Annotated in this window: 17 protein-coding genes and 2 pseudogenes; 9 read left to right on the forward strand and 10 right to left on the reverse strand. The window is 62.7% G+C overall.

Annotation, left to right across the window (positions count from 1 at the left end; genetic code table 11):
• The first annotated feature begins 119 nt into the window (after positions 1-119).
• On the forward strand, positions 120-518 hold the full coding sequence (locus tag AC50YA_RS15275; protein WP_494983107.1) for a recombinase family protein: 399 nt from the start codon (positions 120-122) through the stop codon (positions 516-518).
• Between the two features lie 57 nt (positions 519-575).
• Here the strand turns inward: AC50YA_RS15275 and xylB are convergent, their stop codons facing one another.
• Together xylB and AC50YA_RS15285 are read right to left on the reverse strand one after the other, a co-directional pair.
• Positions 576-1976, reverse strand: a complete 1401-nt coding sequence (gene xylB / locus AC50YA_RS15280; protein ID WP_494983108.1) for a xylulokinase — start codon at positions 1974-1976, stop codon at positions 576-578.
• Positions 1973-2923: a sugar-binding transcriptional regulator gene (locus AC50YA_RS15285; RefSeq protein WP_494983109.1), complete on the reverse strand. Its 951-nt coding sequence runs from the start codon at positions 2921-2923 to the stop codon at positions 1973-1975. Before AC50YA_RS15285 ends, xylB begins: the two co-directional genes overlap by 4 nt.
• 227 nt (positions 2924-3150) lie before the next feature.
• Between AC50YA_RS15285 and AC50YA_RS15290 the strand changes: the two genes are divergently transcribed.
• The 6 genes from AC50YA_RS15290 to AC50YA_RS15315 all read left to right on the forward strand — a co-directional run bounded on the left by AC50YA_RS15290 (position 3151) and on the right by AC50YA_RS15315 (position 9918).
• Positions 3151-4500 (forward strand): ABC transporter substrate-binding protein, encoded by a 1350-nt coding sequence (locus AC50YA_RS15290; protein WP_494983110.1) that lies wholly within the window; start codon positions 3151-3153, stop codon positions 4498-4500.
• A gap of 62 nt (positions 4501-4562) precedes the next feature.
• The gene (locus tag AC50YA_RS15295; RefSeq protein ID WP_494983111.1) at positions 4563-5531 is read left to right on the forward strand and encodes a carbohydrate ABC transporter permease; all 969 of its coding nucleotides are present in this window, start codon (positions 4563-4565) and stop codon (positions 5529-5531) included.
• Positions 5528-6445 (forward strand): carbohydrate ABC transporter permease, encoded by a 918-nt coding sequence (locus AC50YA_RS15300; RefSeq protein WP_252599424.1) that lies wholly within the window; start codon positions 5528-5530, stop codon positions 6443-6445. Before AC50YA_RS15295 ends, AC50YA_RS15300 begins: the two co-directional genes overlap by 4 nt.
• A gap of 39 nt (positions 6446-6484) precedes the next feature.
• Positions 6485-7546, forward strand: coding sequence for an NAD(P)-dependent alcohol dehydrogenase (locus AC50YA_RS15305; RefSeq protein WP_494983112.1), 1062 nt, complete (start codon positions 6485-6487; stop codon positions 7544-7546).
• A complete protein-coding gene (locus AC50YA_RS15310; protein WP_494983113.1) occupies positions 7546-8211 on the forward strand; it encodes a nucleoside/nucleotide kinase family protein in 666 nt (221 codons plus the stop codon). Before AC50YA_RS15305 ends, AC50YA_RS15310 begins: the two co-directional genes overlap by 1 nt.
• A gap of 228 nt (positions 8212-8439) precedes the next feature.
• Complete coding sequence (locus AC50YA_RS15315; protein ID WP_494983114.1) at positions 8440-9918, forward strand: mannitol dehydrogenase family protein; 1479 nt, start codon at positions 8440-8442, stop codon at positions 9916-9918.
• A 568-nt stretch (positions 9919-10486) separates the two neighbouring features.
• Here the strand turns inward: AC50YA_RS15315 and AC50YA_RS15320 are convergent.
• The 4 genes from AC50YA_RS15320 to hisD all read right to left on the reverse strand — a co-directional run bounded on the left by AC50YA_RS15320 (position 10487) and on the right by hisD (position 14223).
• On the reverse strand, positions 10487-11329 hold the full coding sequence (locus AC50YA_RS15320; protein ID WP_494983115.1) for an amino acid ABC transporter ATP-binding protein: 843 nt from the start codon (positions 11327-11329) through the stop codon (positions 10487-10489).
• Positions 11322-11975, reverse strand: a complete 654-nt coding sequence (locus AC50YA_RS15325; protein WP_494983116.1) for an amino acid ABC transporter permease — start codon at positions 11973-11975, stop codon at positions 11322-11324. The genes AC50YA_RS15320 and AC50YA_RS15325 overlap by 8 nt, the downstream gene beginning before the upstream one ends.
• 87 nt (positions 11976-12062) lie before the next feature.
• Positions 12063-12878 (reverse strand): ABC transporter substrate-binding protein, encoded by an 816-nt coding sequence (locus AC50YA_RS15330; RefSeq protein ID WP_494983117.1) that lies wholly within the window; start codon positions 12876-12878, stop codon positions 12063-12065.
• 25 nt (positions 12879-12903) lie between these two features.
• Positions 12904-14223: a histidinol dehydrogenase gene (gene hisD, locus AC50YA_RS15335; protein ID WP_494983118.1), complete on the reverse strand. Its 1320-nt coding sequence runs from the start codon at positions 14221-14223 to the stop codon at positions 12904-12906.
• A gap of 248 nt (positions 14224-14471) precedes the next feature.
• Here hisD and AC50YA_RS15340 point away from each other — a divergent pair, with 248 nt between their 5' ends.
• Positions 14472-15398: a LysR family transcriptional regulator gene (locus AC50YA_RS15340; RefSeq protein ID WP_494983119.1), complete on the forward strand. Its 927-nt coding sequence runs from the start codon at positions 14472-14474 to the stop codon at positions 15396-15398.
• Between the two features lie 438 nt (positions 15399-15836).
• Here AC50YA_RS15340 and AC50YA_RS15345 read toward each other — a convergent pair.
• Positions 15837-16112: pseudogene (locus tag AC50YA_RS15345) on the reverse strand (Tn3 family transposase); the annotation flags it as partial.
• Positions 16046-17412: pseudogene (locus tag AC50YA_RS15350) on the reverse strand (DUF4158 domain-containing protein). The pseudogenes AC50YA_RS15350 and AC50YA_RS15345, both read right to left, overlap by 67 nt.
• Positions 17413-17927: 515 nt before the next feature.
• Between AC50YA_RS15350 and AC50YA_RS15355 the strand changes: the two are divergent.
• On the forward strand, positions 17928-18866 hold the full coding sequence (locus tag AC50YA_RS15355) for a ferritin-like domain-containing protein (protein WP_494983120.1): 939 nt from the start codon (positions 17928-17930) through the stop codon (positions 18864-18866).
• A 429-nt stretch (positions 18867-19295) separates the two neighbouring features.
• On the opposite strand, the gene AC50YA_RS15360 is transcribed toward AC50YA_RS15355, so the two are convergent.
• Positions 19296-20132 (reverse strand): alpha/beta fold hydrolase, encoded by an 837-nt coding sequence (locus tag AC50YA_RS15360; protein ID WP_494983121.1) that lies wholly within the window; start codon positions 20130-20132, stop codon positions 19296-19298.
• Positions 20133-20333: 201 nt separating this feature from the next.
• Positions 20334-20948, reverse strand: a complete 615-nt coding sequence (locus AC50YA_RS15365; protein ID WP_494983122.1) for an SDR family NAD(P)-dependent oxidoreductase — start codon at positions 20946-20948, stop codon at positions 20334-20336.
• Between the last annotated feature and the right edge of the window lie 117 nt (positions 20949-21065).

The raw sequence follows: 21065 nt of genomic DNA on the forward strand, positions 1-21065 counted from the left end.
CCAGGCGCCTGACCAGTGTTCAAAACTACTTGCCGCCACCGGTCAGTCCATTGCAGCCACCGGTCAACACAAACTGCAGCCACTGGTCAGTTCAAAGTTGCAGTTGACACTCCAAGGCAATGGAACGGCTGGAGGCCGGTGACGTGCTCACCGTCTGGAAGCTCGACCGGTTGGGACGCAACACCCGGCGTGTCCTGGACGTTATCGAGAATCTCCGGGAACGGGGAGTGGGTTTCCGCTCCCTGACCGAGGGCCTGGACACCACCGGCCCGATGGGCACCGCCATGCTGACAATCATGGCGGCGTTCGGGCAGCTGGAGCGCGACACGATGATCGAACGCACCAGAGCAGGACTGGCCGCAGCCGCGGCCAACAACCGCCACGGCGGAAGGCCCCGAAAATTAGATGACGCTGCCGCTGCCAGAGCCAGGGAACTCAAGGACAAAGGAATCAACGCCCGTGACATCGGCAAGATGCTCGGGGTCTCCCGCGCCACCGTCTACCGGTACCTCATATAGGGAACACAAGGAACCCTTGTGTTCGAGCCTGCCCAGTGGGCGTCCGTCACAATTAGCTCAGACTCCGTAGATGTTTTTTCGGGCGTCGATGTAGCGTCCCCGCACCTCGGCGCCCCAGTGTCCTTCCGGTTCGTAGGCGGCTTCAACGCTTCGTTGCCAGTCGGGAAGGCTTCCGGAGGCTGACCATGCCGCTTGTCTAGCGGCCCCTAGCGCCACATATTCTTTCGTTGTCGGGATCTCGACGGGCATCCCGAAAATGCTGGCTGCGGCCTGGCGAAGTGCCCTGGACTTCGATCCTCCACCGATCAGCAGCACTTTATCCGGGGCTACGCCGGACTGTTTAAGAATGTCGACGGCGTCGGCCAGTGAATTGAGTACACCCAGCACTGAGGCGCGGGCAAGGTTCTGCGGGGTCATGTTGCTTCTGCTGAGTCCGGTCAGGGATCCAGTCGCGTGGGGAAGGTTGGGGCTCCGCTCCCCGTCCAGATACGGAAGGAATGTCAGCCCTCCCGCTTCCCGGTCGGCGGCCAGCGCCAGCGAATCGAGTGCCGACAGGTCGATGTCAAGCATTGAGGCGGTGGCGGCCATGACCCGGGCGGAATTGAGCATGGCCAGCAGAGGCAAATGGTTGCCGGTGGCGTCCGCGAAACCGGCGACAGCCCCGGTCGGATCGGGGACAGCGGACGGCGTTGTGGTGAATACGGTTCCGGAGGTGCCGATCGAGACGACGATTTCGCCGGGGCGGACGCCCAGACCCAGGGCTGCTGCGGCGTTGTCACCGGCACCTGGCCCCAGGAGCGCCCCGTCAATTCCCCAACCGCTTTGCACGCTTCCGGCCGGTTCGTCAGAGGGCACTACTCGGGGAAGCTGAGGAACGCGTCCGAAGAAGCGTTCCAGCAGGTCGGTGCGGTAGCTGTTGGTCACGGCGGAATAATAGCCGGTGCCCGAAGCGTCGCTTCGGTCGGTGGTGAACTCGCCGGCCAGGGCGCCGTTCAGCCAGTCATGAGGCAGCACCACCTGTGCGATCCGGTTCGCGGCGTCCGGTTCGTTCCGTGCCAGCCATGCCAGTTTGGTGATGGTGAACGAAGCGACCGGGACAAGGTTGACGGCGTCGACCCACCCCTCGGGTCCCAGTTCATCCCGCAGGCGCGCCGCATCCGCTGCACTGCGGGTGTCGTTCCACAGCAGCGCGTCATACACGGGTTTTCGGGAACTGTCGAGGGCGACCATTCCATGCTGCTGGGCGGCAACGCTGACGGCGGCGACGGAGCCACCCAGGCGGTCCGCGCCGGCTGCCTGCCATGCTTCACGCAGGGCGGACGTCCAGATTTCGGGGTTCACCGATGTGCGGTCCGGGTGCGGGGCCGCCCCTGAAGAAATGACGTCCCCGCTCTGGGCGTCCACGGCGAGGACTTTGCAGGACTGGGTGGAGGAATCCACTCCGATGACAACGCTCATTGACTATTTTCCTCATCGATCTGGTCATTCAGGGCTTTGGCCAGCGGCTCATCAACGATCAAGGTGGTGACAAAGCCGGCCCTGGCCACGGCGCGCACTGCGTCTGCCCGTGCCTTCCCCTGCGCCACGGCAATGACCTTCGGGGTCCGCTGTAGCTGCTTGATGGTGACGGCTATGATGCGCTCGTCCAGTCCGGATTCGACCGGAACTCCCGCTGAGTTCAGCAGCCGCCCTGAACATTCCGCTACGGCGCCGGCCAGCACCGCTTCCTCGCGCACCGCAGGATCCGCCCGTTCCCAGACCGTGGAGCAGCCGGGCTTCCAGGCGCCGATTGCCACCACAGCCAGGTCAAGGGAATCCGCCTTGGCCAGCGCCCCGGCAATCTCCGGCTGACGCAGCAGACCCGATGCCGTCGCCGGATCCTCAACCACCAGAGGTGACCACAGGGGCCAGGCCAGTCCGCCGCTCAAATGTGACAGCCGCTGGATGAGCTCAAGCGGATTGCTGTCTGCTTCGGCCGGGAGGGCACCCGCGAGCTGGACGATGTCGCACCGGGGAAGTTCTCCGAGCAGCCGGGAGGCAACGTCCAGGGTGCGGGACCAGGAAATACCGAGGGTCCCGCCGGAGGGCGCCTGACGTGAGATTTCCGCCGCCGCGGCCTTTGCCAGGATCCCGCGGGCCTGGATTTCTTCACCCACCGCGTCCACGACGATGACCTGGCGCACGTTCAGGGAAGTCTCAATTCGCCACACGTCCACGCTCGAGAGGTGGGACGGAAAATGAACCTTGATCTCCACGATTCCCCTCTCGCGGGCATCGGTCAGCAGCCGTGCGACCTGAAACCGGGAGAGGTCGTAGTTGGCCGCAATTTCCACTTTGGGGCGGTTCTCCAGGTAGTACTCCCTTCCGATGCGCGCCAGAAGCTCCTCATGAGATTGTTCGGGCATGTCGTTGCTCTTTCCACCGACTTAACGTTTGAGTCCGGGCTATTGCTCAAATGAGTATATATGACTAGAGTCACTTAACACATGAGCGGTTCCGGGTCGCTCAGATGTGCACATAGTGTTTTGAACGGGGCGGGGATGCCCCGACATCTGGGTCCTGGAATCCACGCAGAAGCCTGCAGACGGCTCAGACAGCGGTATCCCGACCTCATAAGAACAAAGGAGTCCTAATGCGACCCAAGTCCCGTTTGGCCGCAGTCGCGGCCGGCACTATTACTTTTGCCCTCGCCCTGTCGGCCTGTTCCGGCGCCGGTGGGGGCTCGGCGGCAGGCGATCAGAACAGCCTCAACGTCCTGATGGTCAACAACCCCCAGATGGAGGACCTGCAAAGGCTGACTGCAGATAACTTCACCAAGGACACCGGCATCAAGGTCAACTACACGGTGCTGCCGGAGAACGATGTCCGGGCCAAGATCAGCCAGGAGTTCTCCAGCCAGGCCGGCCAGTACGACGTTGCGTCGCTGTCCAACTACGAAATCCCGTTTTATTCAGCCAACGGCTGGCTGGCACCGCTCGACAATGTAGCGAAGGACGCGGAGTTCAACCAGGCGGACATCCTTCCGGCCTACACGGCATCCCTGACCGGTAAGGACGGCAAGCTCTACGGTGAACCGTTCTACGGAGAGTCCTCGTTCCTGATGTACCGCAAGGACATTCTGGACGCCAAGGGCCTGACCATGCCGGAGAAGCCCACCTGGGACGAGGTGGCCGACCTTGCAGCCAAGGCCGACGGTGCGGCTCCGGGCATGAAGGGCATCTGCCTGCGCGGCCAGCCCGGCTGGGGTCAGGTCTTCGCCCCGCTGACCACCGTGGTGAATACCTACGGCGGTACCTGGTTCGACAAGGACTGGAACGCGAAGGTCAACGCCCCGGAATTCACCGCAGCGACCGAGTTCTACACCAAGCTGGTGCGCGAGCACGGTGAAGCGGGTGCCGCGCAGGCCGGGTTCACCGAGTGCCTGACCAACATGAGCCAGAGCAAGGTGGCCATGTGGTACGACGCCACGTCCGCGGCCGGCGCGTTGGAGGCAGACGCGTCCCCGGTGAAGGGCAAGATCGGCTACGCCCAGGCGCCGGTGAAGGTGACCAAATCCGCCGGTTGGCTGTGGACCTGGTCCTGGGGTGTGCAGGCCGCGTCCAAGAAGCAGGATGCCGCCGGCAAGTTCATCGCCTGGGCGAGCTCGAAGAAGTACGAGGAACTCGTCGCCTCCAAGCTCGGCTGGGCCAAGGTCCCCTCCGGCAAACGCATCTCCACCTATGAGAACGCCGAGTTCCAGAAGTCCGCCCCGTTCTTCAAGGCCGAACGGACCGCCATTGAAAACGCAGACCCCAAGAACCCCGGTGTCCAGCCGCGTCCTGCCATCGGTGTTCAGTTCGTTGGTATTCCGGAATTCGCGGACCTTGGCACGACCGTCTCGCAGGGTGTGAGCTCCGCCATCGCAGGCCAGGGCTCCGTAGCGGATGCACTGGCCAAGGGCCAGGAAGCCGCCCAAAAAATCGGCGACAAGTACAAGAAGTAATAACCCACCGATCGGTGCTGTGGCCCGCCCCCGGGCGGGCCGCAGCACCGCAGGAGAACATCATGACTACAGCAACAGCGCGCATCCCCGGTCCCGGACACAGCGCACCCAAACCTTCCAAGAACGCCAGGTCGCGTGAACGCGCCCTGGCCTGGGCACGGCGTGCGCCGCTGCTGCCGGCCCTGATCTTCCTCATCATCGTCACCCAGCTGCCGTTCGTGGTGACGCTGATCATTTCGTTCCTGAACTGGAACAGCCTACGCCCGGACCAGACCGGGTTCGCCGGGTTCGAGAACTACGTTCAGGTCCTCACCAACGCCGACCTGCGCCAGGCCATCTTCACCACCATCGTCCTCACGGTCTCGGTGGTCCTGGCCAGCCTGGTCATCGGCCTGGGACTGGCACTGCTCCTGGACAAGAAGTTCATCGGCCGCGGACTGGCCCGTACCCTGCTGATCGCACCGTTCCTCGTGGTTCCGGTGGCCGCCGCTCTCATCTGGAAGCATGCACTCCTCAACCCCACCTACGGGCTGATCAACGGCATCCTGACCTGGATCTGGTCCCTGTTCGGCAGCGATAACGCGCCCCAGCCGGACCTGCTCTCCCAGGCGCCGCTGGCGGCCGTCATCGTGTCGCTGGTCTGGCAGTGGACGCCGTTCATGATGCTCATCCTGCTGGCAGGTTTGCAGTCGCGTCCCATGGACACCGTCGAAGCGGCCCAGATGGACGGCGCGAGCCCCTGGGGCATCTTCCGCCACCTCACCCTGCCGCACCTGCGCCAGTACCTGGAACTCGGTGGCCTGCTCGGGGCCATCTACATCGTGCAGAACTTCGATGCCGTCTTCACCCTCACCTCGGGCGGCCTGGGAACAGCCAACCTGCCGTACGCCATCTACCAGACGTTCTACTTCGCCAACGAATACGGCCTGGCGTCCGCCGCCGGCGTCGTGGTGGTCATCGGGACCATCATCGTGGCGACCTTCGCGCTCCGCACCGTATTCTCGCTCTTCAAGAAGGAGGCAGCACGATGAGCACCCTCACCCCGGCCGCACCCCGGAAATCCGTCCCCGGACCGACCGCCCTCAACACCGGTTCGCGTCGCCGCGGCAAGTCCCGCATGGACCCCACCCGCAACAATACGGCCGCCGGGATCGCGGCATGGCTGCTGGCCCTGCTCTTCGCGACGCCTGTCCTGTGGATGATCCTCACCTCGTTCCACTCCGAAACTGACGCCGCGACCAATCCGCCGTCCCTCGCTGCCAACCTCACCCTCGACGCCTACAAGGAGTTCTTCGGGGCGAGCTCGGGAGTCAGCCCCTGGCCGCCGCTGATCAACTCGGCCACTGCCTCGATCCTCTCGACCGTCCTGGTCCTGGTCCTGGCCATCCCGGCCGCCTATGCGCTGTCGATCCGGCCGGTGAAAAAGTGGACCGACGTGATGTTCTTTTTCCTCTCCACGAAGATGATGCCCGTGGTCGCAGCGATCCTGCCGCTCTACCTCTTCGCCAAAAACGTCGGCGCTTTGGACAACATCTGGTTCCTGGTCCTGATGTACACCTCGATGAACCTGCCCATCGCCGTGTGGATGATGCGCTCCTTCCTCGCCGAAGTGCCCGTGGAAATGCTCGAAGCCGCCCAGATCGACGGCGCCGGCCTGCTCCTCACCCTCCGTAAGGTCGTCGCTCCCGTGGCGATGCCCGGCATCGCCGCCACCGCCCTGATCTGCTTCATCTTCAGCTGGAACGAACTCCTCCTGGCCCGCGTCCTCACTGGCGTGATGGCGGGAACCGCCCCGGTCTTCCTGACCGGCTTCGTCTCCAGCCAGGGCCTCTTCCTCGCAAAGGTCTGCGCGGCCGCCGTCGTGATCTCCCTCCCGGTGCTGTTCGCCGGCTTCGCCGCCCAGGACAAACTCGTCCAGGGCCTCTCGCTCGGCGCCGTCAAGTAGCCGGCCATCCCCACTTTCGATTCTTAGAGGAGTACTCCAATGACAACACCGACCGTCCAGTCCCGCACCCTGGCGCACCCCGAACTGCCGGCCACCATGCGCGCCTCCGTCCTGAAACGCCAGGGCGACATGGCCCTGGAAACCCTGCCCCTGCCGCAGCTCGACGCCGATCAAGTTCTGGTCAAGGTCGCGGCCGTCGGCGTCTGCGGCAGCGACGTGCACTACTACGAGCACGGCCGGATCGGCGACTACGTGGTGGACCACCCGCTGATCCTCGGCCATGAACTCTCCGGCCGGATCGCCGCCGTCGGAAGCGCCGTTGACCCGTCCCGCATCGGCAACCGGGTCGCCGTCGAGCCCCAGCGACCCTGCCGCAGCTGCAAGCAGTGCAAGGCCGGCCGCTACAACCTGTGCCCGGACATCGAGTTCTACGCCACCCCGCCGATCGACGGTGCCTTCGTCGAATACGTCAGCATCCAGAGCGACTTCGCCTACGACATCCCGGAGAGCGTCAGCGACGAGGCAGCCGCCCTGATCGAGCCGCTCTCCGTCGGGCTCTGGGCCTGCGAACGCGCCGAGATCAGGCCCGGCAGCCGTGTGCTGATCGCCGGCGCCGGCCCGATCGGCATCATCGCCGCCCAAGCCGCACGCGCCTTCGGCGCCACCGAAATCTACATCACCGACATCGCAGAAGACCGGTTGGCTTTCGCCCTGGAACACGGCGCGACCCACGCGCTCAACGCCAAGACCGACAGCGTGGAGGGCCTGGACGTCGATGCGTTCATTGACGCCTCCGGCGCACCGCAGGCTGTCCGTTCCGGGATTAAGGCGGTGGGTCCTGCGGGCAGGGTCATCCTGGTGGGGTTGGGGGCGGACGACGTCGAACTCCCTGTTTCGTTTATCCAGAACCGGGAGATCTGGCTCTCCGGTGTCTTCCGCTACACCAACACGTGGCCTTTGGCCATCCAGCTGATAGCCGACGGCAAGGTGGATCTGGACGTCCTGGTCACCGGCAAGTTCGCCCTCGCCGAATCCGAGGAAGCGCTCAAAGCGGGCAAGCAGCCCGGCAAGCTCAAAGCCGTCGTCTACCCGGGCCGCTGATGGACCTCGCTGACACCGGACTGCCGGGGACCCGGGGGCCCCGGTCACCGGAGGCGGAACGGGCCGTGGCGGATCTCCGGCTTCGCCTCGCCGACGGGAACAGAATGCTGCTCGGTATTGTGGGAGCCCCCGGATCGGGTAAGTCCACCTTCTCCGCCTGCCTGCAGAAACTTCTCGGAGCCGAATCCGCCGTCGTGGTGCCGATGGACGGCTTCCACTTGGGAAACAAGATCATCGACGGCACACCGCTCAGGGAACGCAAAGGCGCCATCGACACGTTCGATGTCGGCGGATACCTTTCCCTGTTGCAGCGCCTCGCACGGCGGGACGAGCACGTGGTCTATGCGCCCGATTTTCGCCGCACCATCGACGAGCCGGTGGCCGCGTCCATTGAAGTACCCGCAGCCGTACCGCTCGTCATCACCGAGGGGAACTACCTCCTCGCGGAACTGCCCCCGTGGCAGCAGGTCCGGGCGCAGCTGGACGAGGTGTGGTTCCTGGATACACCCCGGCACCTGCGCCTTTCCCGGCTCGTGGACAGGCACATCCTCTTCGGCAAAGACCGCCCCGCAGCGCAAGCGTGGGCGGCCGGATCCGACGAAACCAACGCCCAGCTGATCGAAGCCACCCGCCATGCGGCAGACAGGATCATCCCGTGGTCCTGACCCCTGCACAAGCAAGGAGGCCGTAAATGCCACCACCTGAAGCTCTTCCACCGGGCGTTCAGCCGAAAACGGCAGGCGCGGCTTTATCCCGGACACGTTCAACGCACTTTCTGTCCTTCCCGGCAAGGCAAGGGATCATTGGCTGTTTCCGGGAAGAGGCCAGCCCGCCATGGGCCCGGGAACCGGGCTCCATGCCGATCGACCAGCACATTCCGAAAGGCTAAACACATGCATTCACTCACCAGCTCAACTCTCCCGGAACTGCCCGCTGCTGTGGGCAAACCCTCTTATGACCGCTCTGCTTTGACGGCGGGAATTGTCCATTTCGGCGTCGGCGGCTTCCACCGCGCACACCAGGCCATGTATCTGGACCGCTTGATGAACACCGGCCACGCACTTGACTGGGCGATCTGCGGCGTTGGGGTCCTGCCCGGCGACGCCCGCATGAAGCAGGTAATGGACAGCCAGGACTGCCTCTACACCCTCGTGGTGAAAAACCCGGACGGCACCCGGGAGGCGCGGGTCATCGGCTCCATCATTGAATACCTTTTCGCCCCCGACGACCCGGATGCTGTTATCGAAAAGATGGCCTCGGACGCCGTCCGCATCGTCTCGCTCACCGTGACGGAGGGCGGCTACAACTTCCACCACGTCACCGGGGAATTCAACACCGAGAACCCGGACGTCATCCACGATCTCCAGCCCGGAGCCGCACCGCGGACAACCTTCGGGCTGGTCACCGAGGCCCTTGCCCGGCGCCGCAAACGGGGTTTGGAGCCATTCACGGTGATGTCCTGTGACAACATTCAGGGCAACGGCGACGTCGCACGGAAAATGTTTACCGCCTTCGCATCTCTCAAAGATGCCGAGCTTGGCGGGTGGATCGAGGAAAACGTGCCTTTCCCCAACAGCATGGTGGACAGAATCACCCCAGTGACCACGGACGAGGACCGAGGCGTTATTGAGGAGGAATTCGGGGTGAAAGACGCATGGCCCGTGGTCTGTGAGCCCTTCGAACAATGGGTGCTCGAAGACCATTTCAGCCTCGGCCGTCCGCCCTTCGAAGACGTCGGGGTCCAGCTGGTGGAAGACGTGGAACCCTATGAGCTCATGAAGCTGCGCCTGCTCAACGCCAGCCACCAAGGCATGTGCTATTTTGGCTACCTCGCCGGCTACCGCTACGCGCATGAAGTCTGCCAGGACCCGTTGTTCTCCCAGTTCCTGCTCGACTACATGGACAAGGAAGCCACGCCGACCCTGCAGCCCGTTCCGGGCATCGACCTCGACGCCTACAAGCACACTCTCATCGAGCGCTTCTCCAATGAATACGTCCGCGACACCCTGGCCAGGCTGTGCGCCGAGAGCTCAGACCGTATTCCCAAGTGGCTCCTGCCGGTGATCCTCATCAATCTGGCAAACAACGGCGAAATCCATCGCTCTGCAGCCATCGTGGCCAGCTGGGCGCGGTACGACGAAGGCACCGACGAGCAGGGCTACCCCATCGAAGTGGTTGACCGCCTGAAAGACACCCTGATGGCCGCCGCCGCCCGGCAGCGCCAGGACCCGCTGTCCTTCATCTCGGACCGCGAAGTCTTCGGCGCCCTCATCGATGATGAACGGTTTGTCATGGCCTACTCCGACGCCCTGACGGGCCTCCATGACCATGGCGCCAAAGATACCCTTCGATCCCTAAAGCCGGGGCTCTAGACTCCACCCGAAAGTCTAGTCCCTTGAGCGCCCGTTCAAGTTTCCGCATGAGCGACGCCGAACCGGCAACTCATCCCGCGAATTAACCGCCTTTCTCGGCTAACAATCACACGCCGGCAGTGTCAGGGTGTCGGTAGATGATCGTTTTCCGACACCCCTTCATGCCCGGTTTCGTTCCGTTGCCTCTCGGGCTCTTCTTACTCCTCGTTGCTGTCGCGGTGGTCGGGATCGCGCAGAAATAGCAGTCGTCCTCGCAGTCCGGGTTCAGCGGAGATGAAAGCGGTGGCAATTCAGCGAGCGACCTTGGGCTCATCGGAACCCCCGCCCCGCACCAGCGCCGTTGAGGGGCCGGCCCGATTGCGGCCGTCCGGCGGCAGCGAGGGCCCAGAGGACGGGCTGCCCCTCGACGGCAGGCATGAGACCGCCTTCAGGAACGAAGCGGCTATGGCCGGACCGGGCATCCGTCCACCACCCGGACGCCGGGCAATGGTCCCCCGTCCGTCGAGCAGGGCCGCCGACTTGCTCGTTCACCATTCTTCGTTTCATCCCGTCCTCCTCTTCCTTTTGCTTAGTCGTTCGGAGGGATGATGCCGGAGCGGCTGAGCAGGGCCCTGGTCTTGGGGTGCTGCGGATTGGTGAAGATCGTTTGCGGAGGGCCCTGCTCCACAATGACGCCCTGGTCCATGACGACGATCCGGTCCGCGATTTCCCGAGCGAACTGCATTTCGTGCGTCACGATCACCATCGTGGTGCCCTGCTGGGCGATCTTTTTGATGACGGAGAGGACTTCGCCCACCAGTTCCGGGTCCAGTGCTGATGTCGGTTCGTCGAAGAGCATGACGCTGGGTTCCATGGCGAGGGCACGGGCGATCGCAACGCGCTGCTTTTGGCCGCCGGAGAGCTTGCTGGGGTAGTTCTCCATCTTGTCGCCCAGTCCCACCATTTCGAGGTTGGGGACGGCTATATTCCGGGCCTCGGAGGCAGAGAGTTTCTTCACATCCCGCAACGGCGCCATGACGTTGCCCAGGGCCGTTTTGTTGAGGAACAGGTTGAAGTGTTGGAAGACGAAGCCGATGTCGGTGCGCTTTTGGGCGGTAATCGAGGCTTTCTCGGCGATCAGTTCGCCGTCGCGTTCGTCGTAGCCAATCAGGTGCCCGTTGACGTAGATCCGCCCGGCTTCGATGGTTTCCAGTTTGTTGATACAGCGCAGCAGGGTGCTTTTACCGGATCCGCTGGAGCCCAGGATCGCGATGGTTTCGCCGCGGTGGACCACAAGGTCCACTCCCTTGAGCACTTCCACCCGTTTTTCCACGTGGGGGCGGCCCGTCAGTCGGCTCCATAGCGTCCGCTTTGTTTCGGAGACAAAAGTTTTGTGGACGTCGCGGACCTCGATGATGGTGTCGTCAGCCATTGGCCCGAGCCTTTCGTTCAAGCACTACCACGATGCGCGAAAGCGGCAGGCTGATAATCAGATAGAGAATGGCCGCGGCGGTGTAGATGGCCGTGGTCTGGAAGGTCTGGCTGTTCAGGATGTTGGCTGTTTTCAGGATTTCGGTCACGGCGATCACCGAGGTCAGCGCGGTGTCCTTGATCATCGCGATGAAGTAGTTGCCGATCGGCCCCATGGAAACGACGAATGACTGCGGAATGACCACTTTCCAGAGGGTTTTGGTGGGCGTGTATCCGAGCGAGAGGGCGGCCTCGGTCTGGCCGTGTTCCACGGACAGGATTGCGGAGCGGAAAACTTCCGAGAGATAGGCGGCGTAGTTCAACCCCAGGCCGAGGATGCCGGCCGGAACTGGTTCGATGGCCACCCCGATGCTGGGTAGCACGAAGAAGATGTAGACCAACTGCACCAGCAGCGGGGTTCCGCGGATCACTTCGAGGTAGACGGTGGCTATGCCGCGGAGGATTTTGATGTCGGAGATACGCGCCAGCGCAATCAGGAGGCCGAGGACCAGTGCCAGCGCCATGGCGCCGAGGGCAAGCTGGACGACGACGGGCACGGCAACCAGGAGCGCAGGAAACACGGCGAACGTGTTGGTAATGAAGTCCATGAAGGAGTCCCTAGGTCAGGGTCGGGGAGGGCCAGCGGCGCCACGGCAATGAGCCGGGACGCCTGCCGGTCCTGCGTGAGTTGGGATCTACTTGACCATGTTGGCTTCGCCGAGGCCGTATTTCTTGAGGATTTCCAGGTACTTGGGCGATTTCTTGAGCTCTGCCAGGCCGGAATTCAGATCGTCCAGCAGCTGCTGGTCGTCCTTGCGCACTCCGGCTCCGATGATGCCTGGGTAGTAGGGCTTGTAGGGGTCGATGAGTTTGAGCTTGGGGTTCGGTTTCTGGACGAGGCTGTAACCAACGACGGCGCTGTCCGTGAACACGGCGTCCACCTGTTTGTTTTCAACCGCTGCGAGCAGTGCCGCCTGCGAGTCGAAGAGCTTCACCTGGCTTCCACCGAGGCTGTCCACGAGCTCCTTGAACACCGTGCCGGTCTGAGCGCCGAGCACCTTGCCCTTGACGTCGTCGCGCGAGGCCAAAGTGGAATCCGCCGGAACCACCATGGCCTCCCCCTCGGTGTACCAGGGCTCGGTAAAGTTGATCTGCTTCTTGCGATCGTCCGTGATGTACATCGCATCCACGATGACGTCGGCCTTCTTTGCACTGAGCGCCGCAATCAGCGTGGCGAACTCGGTGGTGAAGACTTTGACCTTCCAGCCTTTCGCCTCGGCGATGGCGTTGATCATTTCCCCGTCGATGCCTTTCAGTTCACCGGTTGCCTGGTCGGTGAAGGAGAAGGGGGCGTCGTTGGAGGTGGCGATGGTGATGGTCTTCTGTTCGGCTCCGCCGGTGCTGGACCCGCCGCTGCCCCCTGAGCCGCAAGCGGCCATCGCAAGGGCGACAGCTACGCCCATAGGCACCAATGCAGCAAACCGCTTGCGGAGCATATTTTTGTTCATCATGAAGTCCTTTCGTTAGTGATGGTTTCTATCGGTTGAAGCGGTCGAGCCGCAGGGTAGCAGTGGACTTGTGAGCCTCCATGCCTTCGAACTCGGAGATGGTTGCCACGTAGTTCGCCAGGCGAGGGGTGGCTGCCTTCTCAACCCGCTGGAAGGTCAGCGGCTTGAGAAAGCGGGAAACGGACAGTCCGGCTGAAGACTTGGCTCCGCGGCCGGTCGGCAGGACGTGGTTGGTGCCGGAGATGCCCTTGTCGGAGTAGGCGACGGTGGACCAGGTTCCGAGGAAGATGGAGCCGTAGTTCTGCAGGTTGTCGTGGTAGTAGCTGTCGTCGGCGGTCTGGATTTCCAGGTGCTCCGGAGCCAGCATGTCCATGATCTCGACAGCGGTCTCGCGGTCTTCGGCCACGTACACGGTGCCGTAGTCGCGCCATGCCGGACCGGCGATGTTGCGGGTGGCGAGGGTTTCGAGCTGCTTTTCGATGTGGCGGATGACGTCCTCGCCGAAGGCGCGGGAAGTCGTCACCAATGAGGCCGGGGACAGGACACCGTGTTCGGCCTGGCCGAGCAGGTCCGCGGCGACGAGTTCGGGGTCGGCTTTTTCATCGGCGATCACAGCAACTTCCGAGGGACCGGCAAGAAGGTCGATGCCGACGCGGCCGAACAGTTGGCGCTTGGCTTCGGTGACGTAGGCGTTGCCTGCCCCGACAAGGATGTCGGCAGGCTGCTCGCCCAGCAGGCCGAAGGCCATGGCGGCCAGGCCCTGGACACCGCCGACGGCAAACGCACGGTCCACTCCGGAGAGGTAGGCGGCGTGGAGAACAGCGGGGTGGCCACCGGTCGGGCTGGCCGGAGGCGTGCAGGCGATGACCGTCGGGACACCGGCGGCCTTGGCGACGCCGACGGTCATGAAGGCGCTGGCAAGGATCGGGAACTGCCCGGCCGGCAAGTAAGCGCCGACGCGGGGAACCGGCGTGTAACGCTGGCCGGCGAAGACACCGGGCAGGATTTCGGTTTCGAAGTCGGTGAGGTGTTCGCGCTGTTCGATGGCGAAGAGGCGGGTGCGCTCGGCGCCTGCGGCCAGCGCTTCGCGCAGCTCGGGGCTGAGCTTGTCGCCGGTCTTGGCAAGCTCTGCCTGGCTGATTTCGACGTCGGTGCCGGCCCAGCCGTCAAGCTTCTGCGAATACTTGATGACGGCATCGATGCCGTTCTTTTCGATGTCACTGAGCATCGTCGAGACAGTCTCGATGACTGCCGGAAGCCGCTGTGCCGGCACGCCTCCAACGGCCGGTTCCTTGAGGGTTTCGAAGTTTCCGTTGATGAATGCCTTGTCGGCTTCGTTGATCTGCATGTGGAAAACGGTAGGTACGGAAAGGGTATCGCGCAACCCTATGAGTCACGATCATTACCATCGGACTATCCCCATATGAGAGCTATCAATTAGATTCATCAAAGACCCGGGATCCCTGAGATCTAGGGGAACTTTCCGTGATGGCGCACCCAGACCATGCAAGCCAAAAATGGGTCTTTTGAGGAGAATATTTCGTGAAATATTTGGGTGCCATCCTCAAAACAGCGATCAAGTCATAGGCTTTCCCTATGACTCTTACCCAGCTCAGGGCCTTCCTGGCAGCATATGACCTCGGCTCTTTCACCGCCGCAGCGGCACAGCTCCAAACAACCCAGGCTTCGGTTTCCGAGCTCATCGGCAGGCTGGAACAGGAAATCGGACTCAGCCTGTTCACCAGGGGCCGCCGCCGCCTCATTCCCACCAACGCAGCTGTCGAACTTCGTGATCACGCACAGCAGTCGGTCACGTCCTTTGACAACGGGATCCAGGCACTGCAGTCGATTTCCTCTCTCGAGGGCGGTGTCTGCACCTTCGGTGTCCTGCGCAATGCCGGGTACTACGACCTGTCGGATCTCGTCCAGAGGTTCCACAAGCGTTACCCCAAGGTCAAGGTCCGGCTGGTCGGACTCAACTCCTCCCTCGTCGCCGAATCCGTGGCCAACGGAGAAATCGAAGCCGGGCTCGTGGTCCTGCCCGTCCTCGAACGCGGACTCGTGGTCAAACCGCTTTTCCGCGATGAGGTCATCTATGCCTCCGCCAACCGCAGCACCCGCAGGGGCCCAATGACCATCGAAGAAATGGCCGAATCAAAACTGGTCCTCTATGACGCCTACGCCGGATGGAACGATCCCACGCGCAAGCAAATCCAGGAACGGGCCCAGTTGCGTGGGCTCAAAATCGATCCCGACATTGAAGTCGAGCACGTCGAAACAGCACTCAGCCTCGTTGCCAGCGGTGCCGGCGACACAATCGTCTGCCGGACAATAGCCGAAGGCCCTACGTTCCCCCGGAACATCAAGACAGTCCCCTTCGCGGAACCGCTCTATGACACCCTCGCCCTGGTTCAACGCGAATCCTCCTACCTCTCACCCGCGACCCGGAAGATCGCCGAACTAGCCGAACGAACCCTGCTCGCCAAAGTCGCCCCCGAGCAAAAGCTAGATCCGACACACTGAGCAAGCCTCCCTGCGTGTTTGGCGACCGACCCCGGTAACTGGGGAACCATTGGCCGTGCCTCCTCTTGAGCCGTCGCTTCCCCGCTCAACGCGAGGCCTCCCGAACGAGTGCACGCATCCGAGGGGATCTGCTTCACCGCTGCCAATATTCCTGCGTTCTCGGAGAGAGCTATTCGGGGGTTGAGCAGGATCCGTTCCGCCATTGGCGCTAGTGGATCAAAACCGTTGTTGTCCCGGGGGATTTTCGCCTATCAAGCTCCCCCGCAGTCCACCACAACCCATCGGGCTGCGATGTTTGGTTAGTTTGATTCTGTTACTGGTTTTGATGGCCCTAACCTCCGGAAAGTCGGTGTCCAAGCAGGCCTGAGTGGGGGTCTATGCCAAACTCCCGTTTGCGATAGACCCGGCCCGGGCAACGAGAATTCGTGCTTCTGCACTTCAGTTCGCCTCTGTCGCGGGGTTTCTGAGAGGCCGGAGGGACTCGGGCATGTTGGTGGTTGAGAAGGTGTACCGGCCGAGTTCGTTCAAGTGGGTGTGTCCGAGGGGCGAGAGCCGGGCGATGTCTTCGTCGCGAATGTCCCGCCCCTGCGCGCGCAGCTCGGTGACTGCTGCGTCGAGGTAGCGGGTGTTCCAGAGCGTGATCGCGTTCACGACCAGGCCAAGGGCACCGAGCTGGTCTTCCTGGCCTTCCCGGTATTTTTGGTAGCCTTGACCGCAATCAACACGGCCTCCCCTGCAGGGGAGGCCGCCAGTGAACTCGTTTCGGCCAGCAAAGCCAGGAAAGGCCTCACTGTCCGGTAGCGCTCGGCCAACGCGACGCGTGTCGCAACCTCCGCGCTGCCATCGTCGTCAGGAACCAGCTCGGTCACCGTCTCGACAGCAGCCACGATCTGATCTTTCGGGACCAGTTCCTCCAACGATCTCCACAACGAGGCCGCATCCAAAACGCTGTCCTCAGATGCTGAAGCATCAAGGACGGCGATCAACTGCCGATTTACCAAAGCCAAAATCCGCGAGGCCTTCTCCAACCGAGGTAATGACGCCAGCCGATCAGTATTTGAAGCCGACCTCGCCTGGTTGATCAACCGGGTAGACATCAACAGCGCGAAGAGATCAAGGACATCATCGACCGCTACCGCGTCCAAGTGCCGCACCAACGCCAGAAGCGTCCCCGTGCGCCGCGGCTCAACCAACGAAACCAGCGTCGCGGCCTTGCTCGCCATCCCGTATCGCCCCAGGGCAGCAACCCGGCTCGCCGGCACCACTGAACAATCCGCGTCTCGCACCCTCAGCGATTCCAACTCCAGAGCCCAATCCAAAGCTGAGACCATCGCCGGGCCCGAGACTCGTGTCGGAAACTGTTTCCATGACTCCAGCTCCGAGAAACGAGACCCGGCAGGTACCCTCAACGACTGACGCAAACGCCCGGGAAGCATCGGGTCAACGTCCCGAGCAGCGGTTGCAAGAAGTTCAAATACTCGCTCTGCAGCCTCGGATCTGGCCTTCGAAACCAGGCGATCCAAGACAGTGACGCCTGGAAGCAGGATCACATTGCGTCGCAACCACCCGACTGCCTGATTGAAAAATGCTGCCGGACCCTCTGTATGGACCCATGCACGATCCCTCAGGAATTCTCCGAATTTCCGCTCCACTTCGGAATCTTCAACCGAACGAAACCCGTAGGCCTTCTGGATTTCCCATGCATGTTCAAATCGCGTCGTTCGACGTCGCATGTAGTTCTTGATAATCGAGGGGTCGCCCACACCGATCTGATCAGCGAGATACTGCACCACCGCCCAGGGCACATCCAAAGGATCTTCCAGGAAAGCGCGAGATACCGTACCGTCGCCAACTGAAGAGCGAACCCGAGCCGGTTATGCTCACCACGGCGCCGATCCACCGACAACCGGTCAACATCATCTAGAAAAAACCGCTCAAGATCAGAGCGCAATGGAACACCCTGGTACCTGCAATACCCAGAAACCTGGGCATCAGTCAGGAAGTCCAGGGCCATAAACCGATCCTAACCCCACAAATTCAAAGAACGGCCTTAGCGTTACTGGCTGCACGAATACTACTCAACCCCCAGATACCGCTCCGCCGGTTCCACCACGCCGGTCACGCCGATCAGCGTGAACGACACAGCGTTGCTTCCCGGATCCAACACCTTCAATACCCGCATCGCCGCTCCCGTCATCTGCCTTGTAGACGGACAAGACGCTATCCCTTCCACAACGAAGCAACCAGAGCACCAAACCCCAGTGGACTACGTGGCGGACAGCAGCTGGAGGACTAGAGATATCGGTCGTAAACGCGACATACCTCAGTAAGCTAATCCGCTGAGGGAATAGTGGACTTCAGTTCTTTCCAGGAGTTCGCTCGGTCTCTTTCCTCGCCGTAGTCGGGGGGAGTACTCTGACAGTTATCATGGCCGGTCTGGCCGTGGCGACGAGGGTGTCGCAGCGCTGGGGTTGCGCTAAGGGAGTAAGTCCTGCCCCCGCCATTTCATTTGAATGGCAGGAGAACAGAATGTTTGACCAGAAGTTCATTACCAACGCAATGGCCCGGAGCGCGGAAGACAGCCTTGATCGCCGCAGGCTGTTCAGGGCCGCCGGCGCAGCAGGGATCGGCGGTGCGGTGGCGCTGCTGTCCGCCACGTCAGCAGCCGCCGATAATGATCATGATGATGATCGCGATGGACCCAGTGACTCTGCAATCCTGAACTTCGCGCTGAACCTGGAATACCTTGAGGCCGAATTCTATCTGCGTGCAGTGACAGGCGTCGGTCTGGCCGACAGCCTCACGGACGGCAAGGGCAAGAAAGGCGGAGTAACGGGCGGCAGTAAGGTCCCGTTCACTGACGGAGGCCTCATCAAGAAGTACGCCGTGGAGATCGCAGCCGATGAAGAGGCGCATGTCCGGTTCCTGCGCAGCGCCCTGGGCAGGGCCGCGGTGGCCCGCCCGCAGATCGACCTTGATGCAAGTTTCACCGCCGCCGCCCTCGCCGCCGGACTCATCACGGCGGGCCAGACCTTCAGCCCGTTCACGGACGAAACCAGTTTCCTGCTCGGGGCGTTCATTTTTGAAGACGTAGGCGTCACCGCGTACAAGGGTGCTGCCCCGTTTATCGATAACAAGACCTATCTCGAGGCGGCCGCCGGCATCCTTGCCGTGGAGGCCTACCACGCGGGCATCATCAGAACCACCATGTACGCACGGGACCTGCAGGCACCTGCAAAGGCCATCTCGGACGCCCGCGACAGCCTGGACGGCACAACGGACCTCGATCAGGGCATCGGAACCGCAAAGGTAGCCAACCTCGTGCCCGCCGACGCCAACGCTCTAGCGTTCAGCCGTACCCCCGCGCAGGTCCTGAACATCGCCTATCTGACCGCGGAATCGGTCAAATCCGGCGGGTTCTTCCCCGCCGGTGTCAACGGAAAGCTCAACAGGAGCGGCGGCAGCTGAGGCGCATTCATCCTGAGACGATAAGCCGCCGCGGAGGTCCACGGGGCGGGCAGCGCATGTCGTCAGTCGGGCAGCTGAGCATGGGTCGCTGAGTCCTTTTCCGTATGGACGGCGTCGGCTGGGCATATATGATGCGTCCGTCATCTGTCTCGGCTCGATGATCGGCCCAGAGCGTGATCGCGGTCTTCACCCCGCCGGCGCCAGGGTGAAGTCTGTTGGGCGGGCCTGATCGTTGCGGCCCTGATCGCAGCCGCCCCTTCCGTGGCGCTCGACGTCCTTATGTTCGCAACAGTGAGCCCTGGAACAGTCAACCTCAGCTCCGGCCTCCGAACGCGTCAGCCTGCCGGGTGAAGGCGTGCCGCCCGGGCACCTCCTGTGCCAGGGCAGCCCCACCCGGCAGCGGGTGAAGGCGGTTCGGATGTGTTGAGGCTACTTCGCCAGGAACTGGATAAGGGCTTGGTTCCATTCGTCGGGGTGGCTGACGTTGCACCCGTGGGGGGCTCCGGTGATGACGCGCAGTTCGCTGCCGGGAAGGGCGGCGTGGGTGCGCTGGCCGGATCCTTCGAAGGGTACGGTAGCGTCGCCATCTCCGTGGAGCACGAGTACGGGCACGGTTACTTTGGGCAGGTCCTCCCGGAAGTCGGTACCGCCGAAAGCGGCCAAGCACGCGAGGGCTGCTTTCTTGTCCGCCTGCTTGCACAACGCGACGGCGTCCTGGCGCTGTTGTTCGCTGACTTTGAGTTCTCCGTTGACGGAAAAGAAGTCGCGGGTGAATCCGTCGTAGAACTCGTCCTCGTCCTTGGTCAGGTCAGCGGTCATCTTTGCGGCCGCCTCCTTGGTCAAGGGACCTTCAGGGTTGTCATCACCCTGCATCATGTACGGCGGGACCGCGGAGGCGAACACCACGCTGCGCAGCCGTTCGGCCCCGTAGCGGCTGAAGTAGCGGGCGACTTCTCCGCCGCCCATGGAAAAACCGACCAGGGTGACGTCGTTCAGGTCAAGCTGCTCCAGCAGGGCGTGCAGGTCCTCGGTCAGGGTGTCGTACTTGTAGCCGGACACTGGTTTGTCGCTGCGCCCGAAGCCGCGCCGGTCATAGGTGATGACCCGGTATCCTGCTCCCTGCAGGGCCGGTATCTGGGCCTGGAATGCTTCCCCGGACAGCGGCCAGCCGTGAATCATGACCACCGGCCGACCCTGGCCGCCGGTGTCATCCACGTGCAGGTTGGTGTCCTTGAACAATCCGTGATGTGCAGTGATTTCGGTCATGACTCACCCTTCGGGTTGGTTATTCCGCCAGTCCCGGTCGGGCAGTCCGTGAGGGCGGGGGTGACGAATAATGTGCGTGGGGTAGTTTCCTGATGGGCGCGCCGTCCGGCGTGTGGAGGACAACATCCCTTTCGAAGGGGAATGTCATGAGAACGATCAACCGTATTCTGACCGTAGCTGCGGCCGTGTCCTTGGCGGCCCTTACCGGGTGCGCCGGACAGGGCGGGGACTCTTCCGCNAGGCTCCGGCGTTTGCCCATCCGCGGCGTCCGGCTACCGAACCGATATTGATGATGGTGCCGCCTCCGGCCTCGCGCATTCCGGGGAACACGGCCTTGGCCAGGAGGAAGACAGCGCGGAGGTTGACGTTCATGACCCTGTCCCAGGCAGCGGTATCGAGCTCCTCAACAGTGCCGGGGGCATCCGTTCCGGCGGCGTTGACGAGGATGGTGGGCGGTCCGAGGTCCCACCGGATATCCTCCATGACACGGTTGACCGCGTCCGCGTCGGCCAGATCGGCGGCCACACCGATCGCCCGCTGACCGTTTTGGGAACTGGTATTGATCTGGGCGATGGTCGCTTCCAGGTCATCACGAGATCTGGCAATGACCGCGACGTCCGCTCCCACTGCGGCCAAGGCAAGCGCCACGGCTTTACCAAGTCCGCTGCTGCCTCCGGTTACGACCGCTACGCGCCCGCTCAAGGACTTACCGTCTTCCATGCCGCACTCCCTGCGTTGACCCGCCGCCCCAAGGGGCAGCTGTTCTGGGATTACATCGTAAGCATCAACTGGCCGCGCGCGGCCCCTGAAACGCATAGGTCATTTGCCACCGCAAGGTCACCTGCCGTGGAATCTGCAAGACAGGCTACTGCTGATCGGCAGTCCGTGAGGGCGGGGGTGACGAATAATGTGCGTGGGGTAGTTTCCTGATGG

The organism is Pseudarthrobacter sp. RHLT3-21, assembly GCF_059383495.1.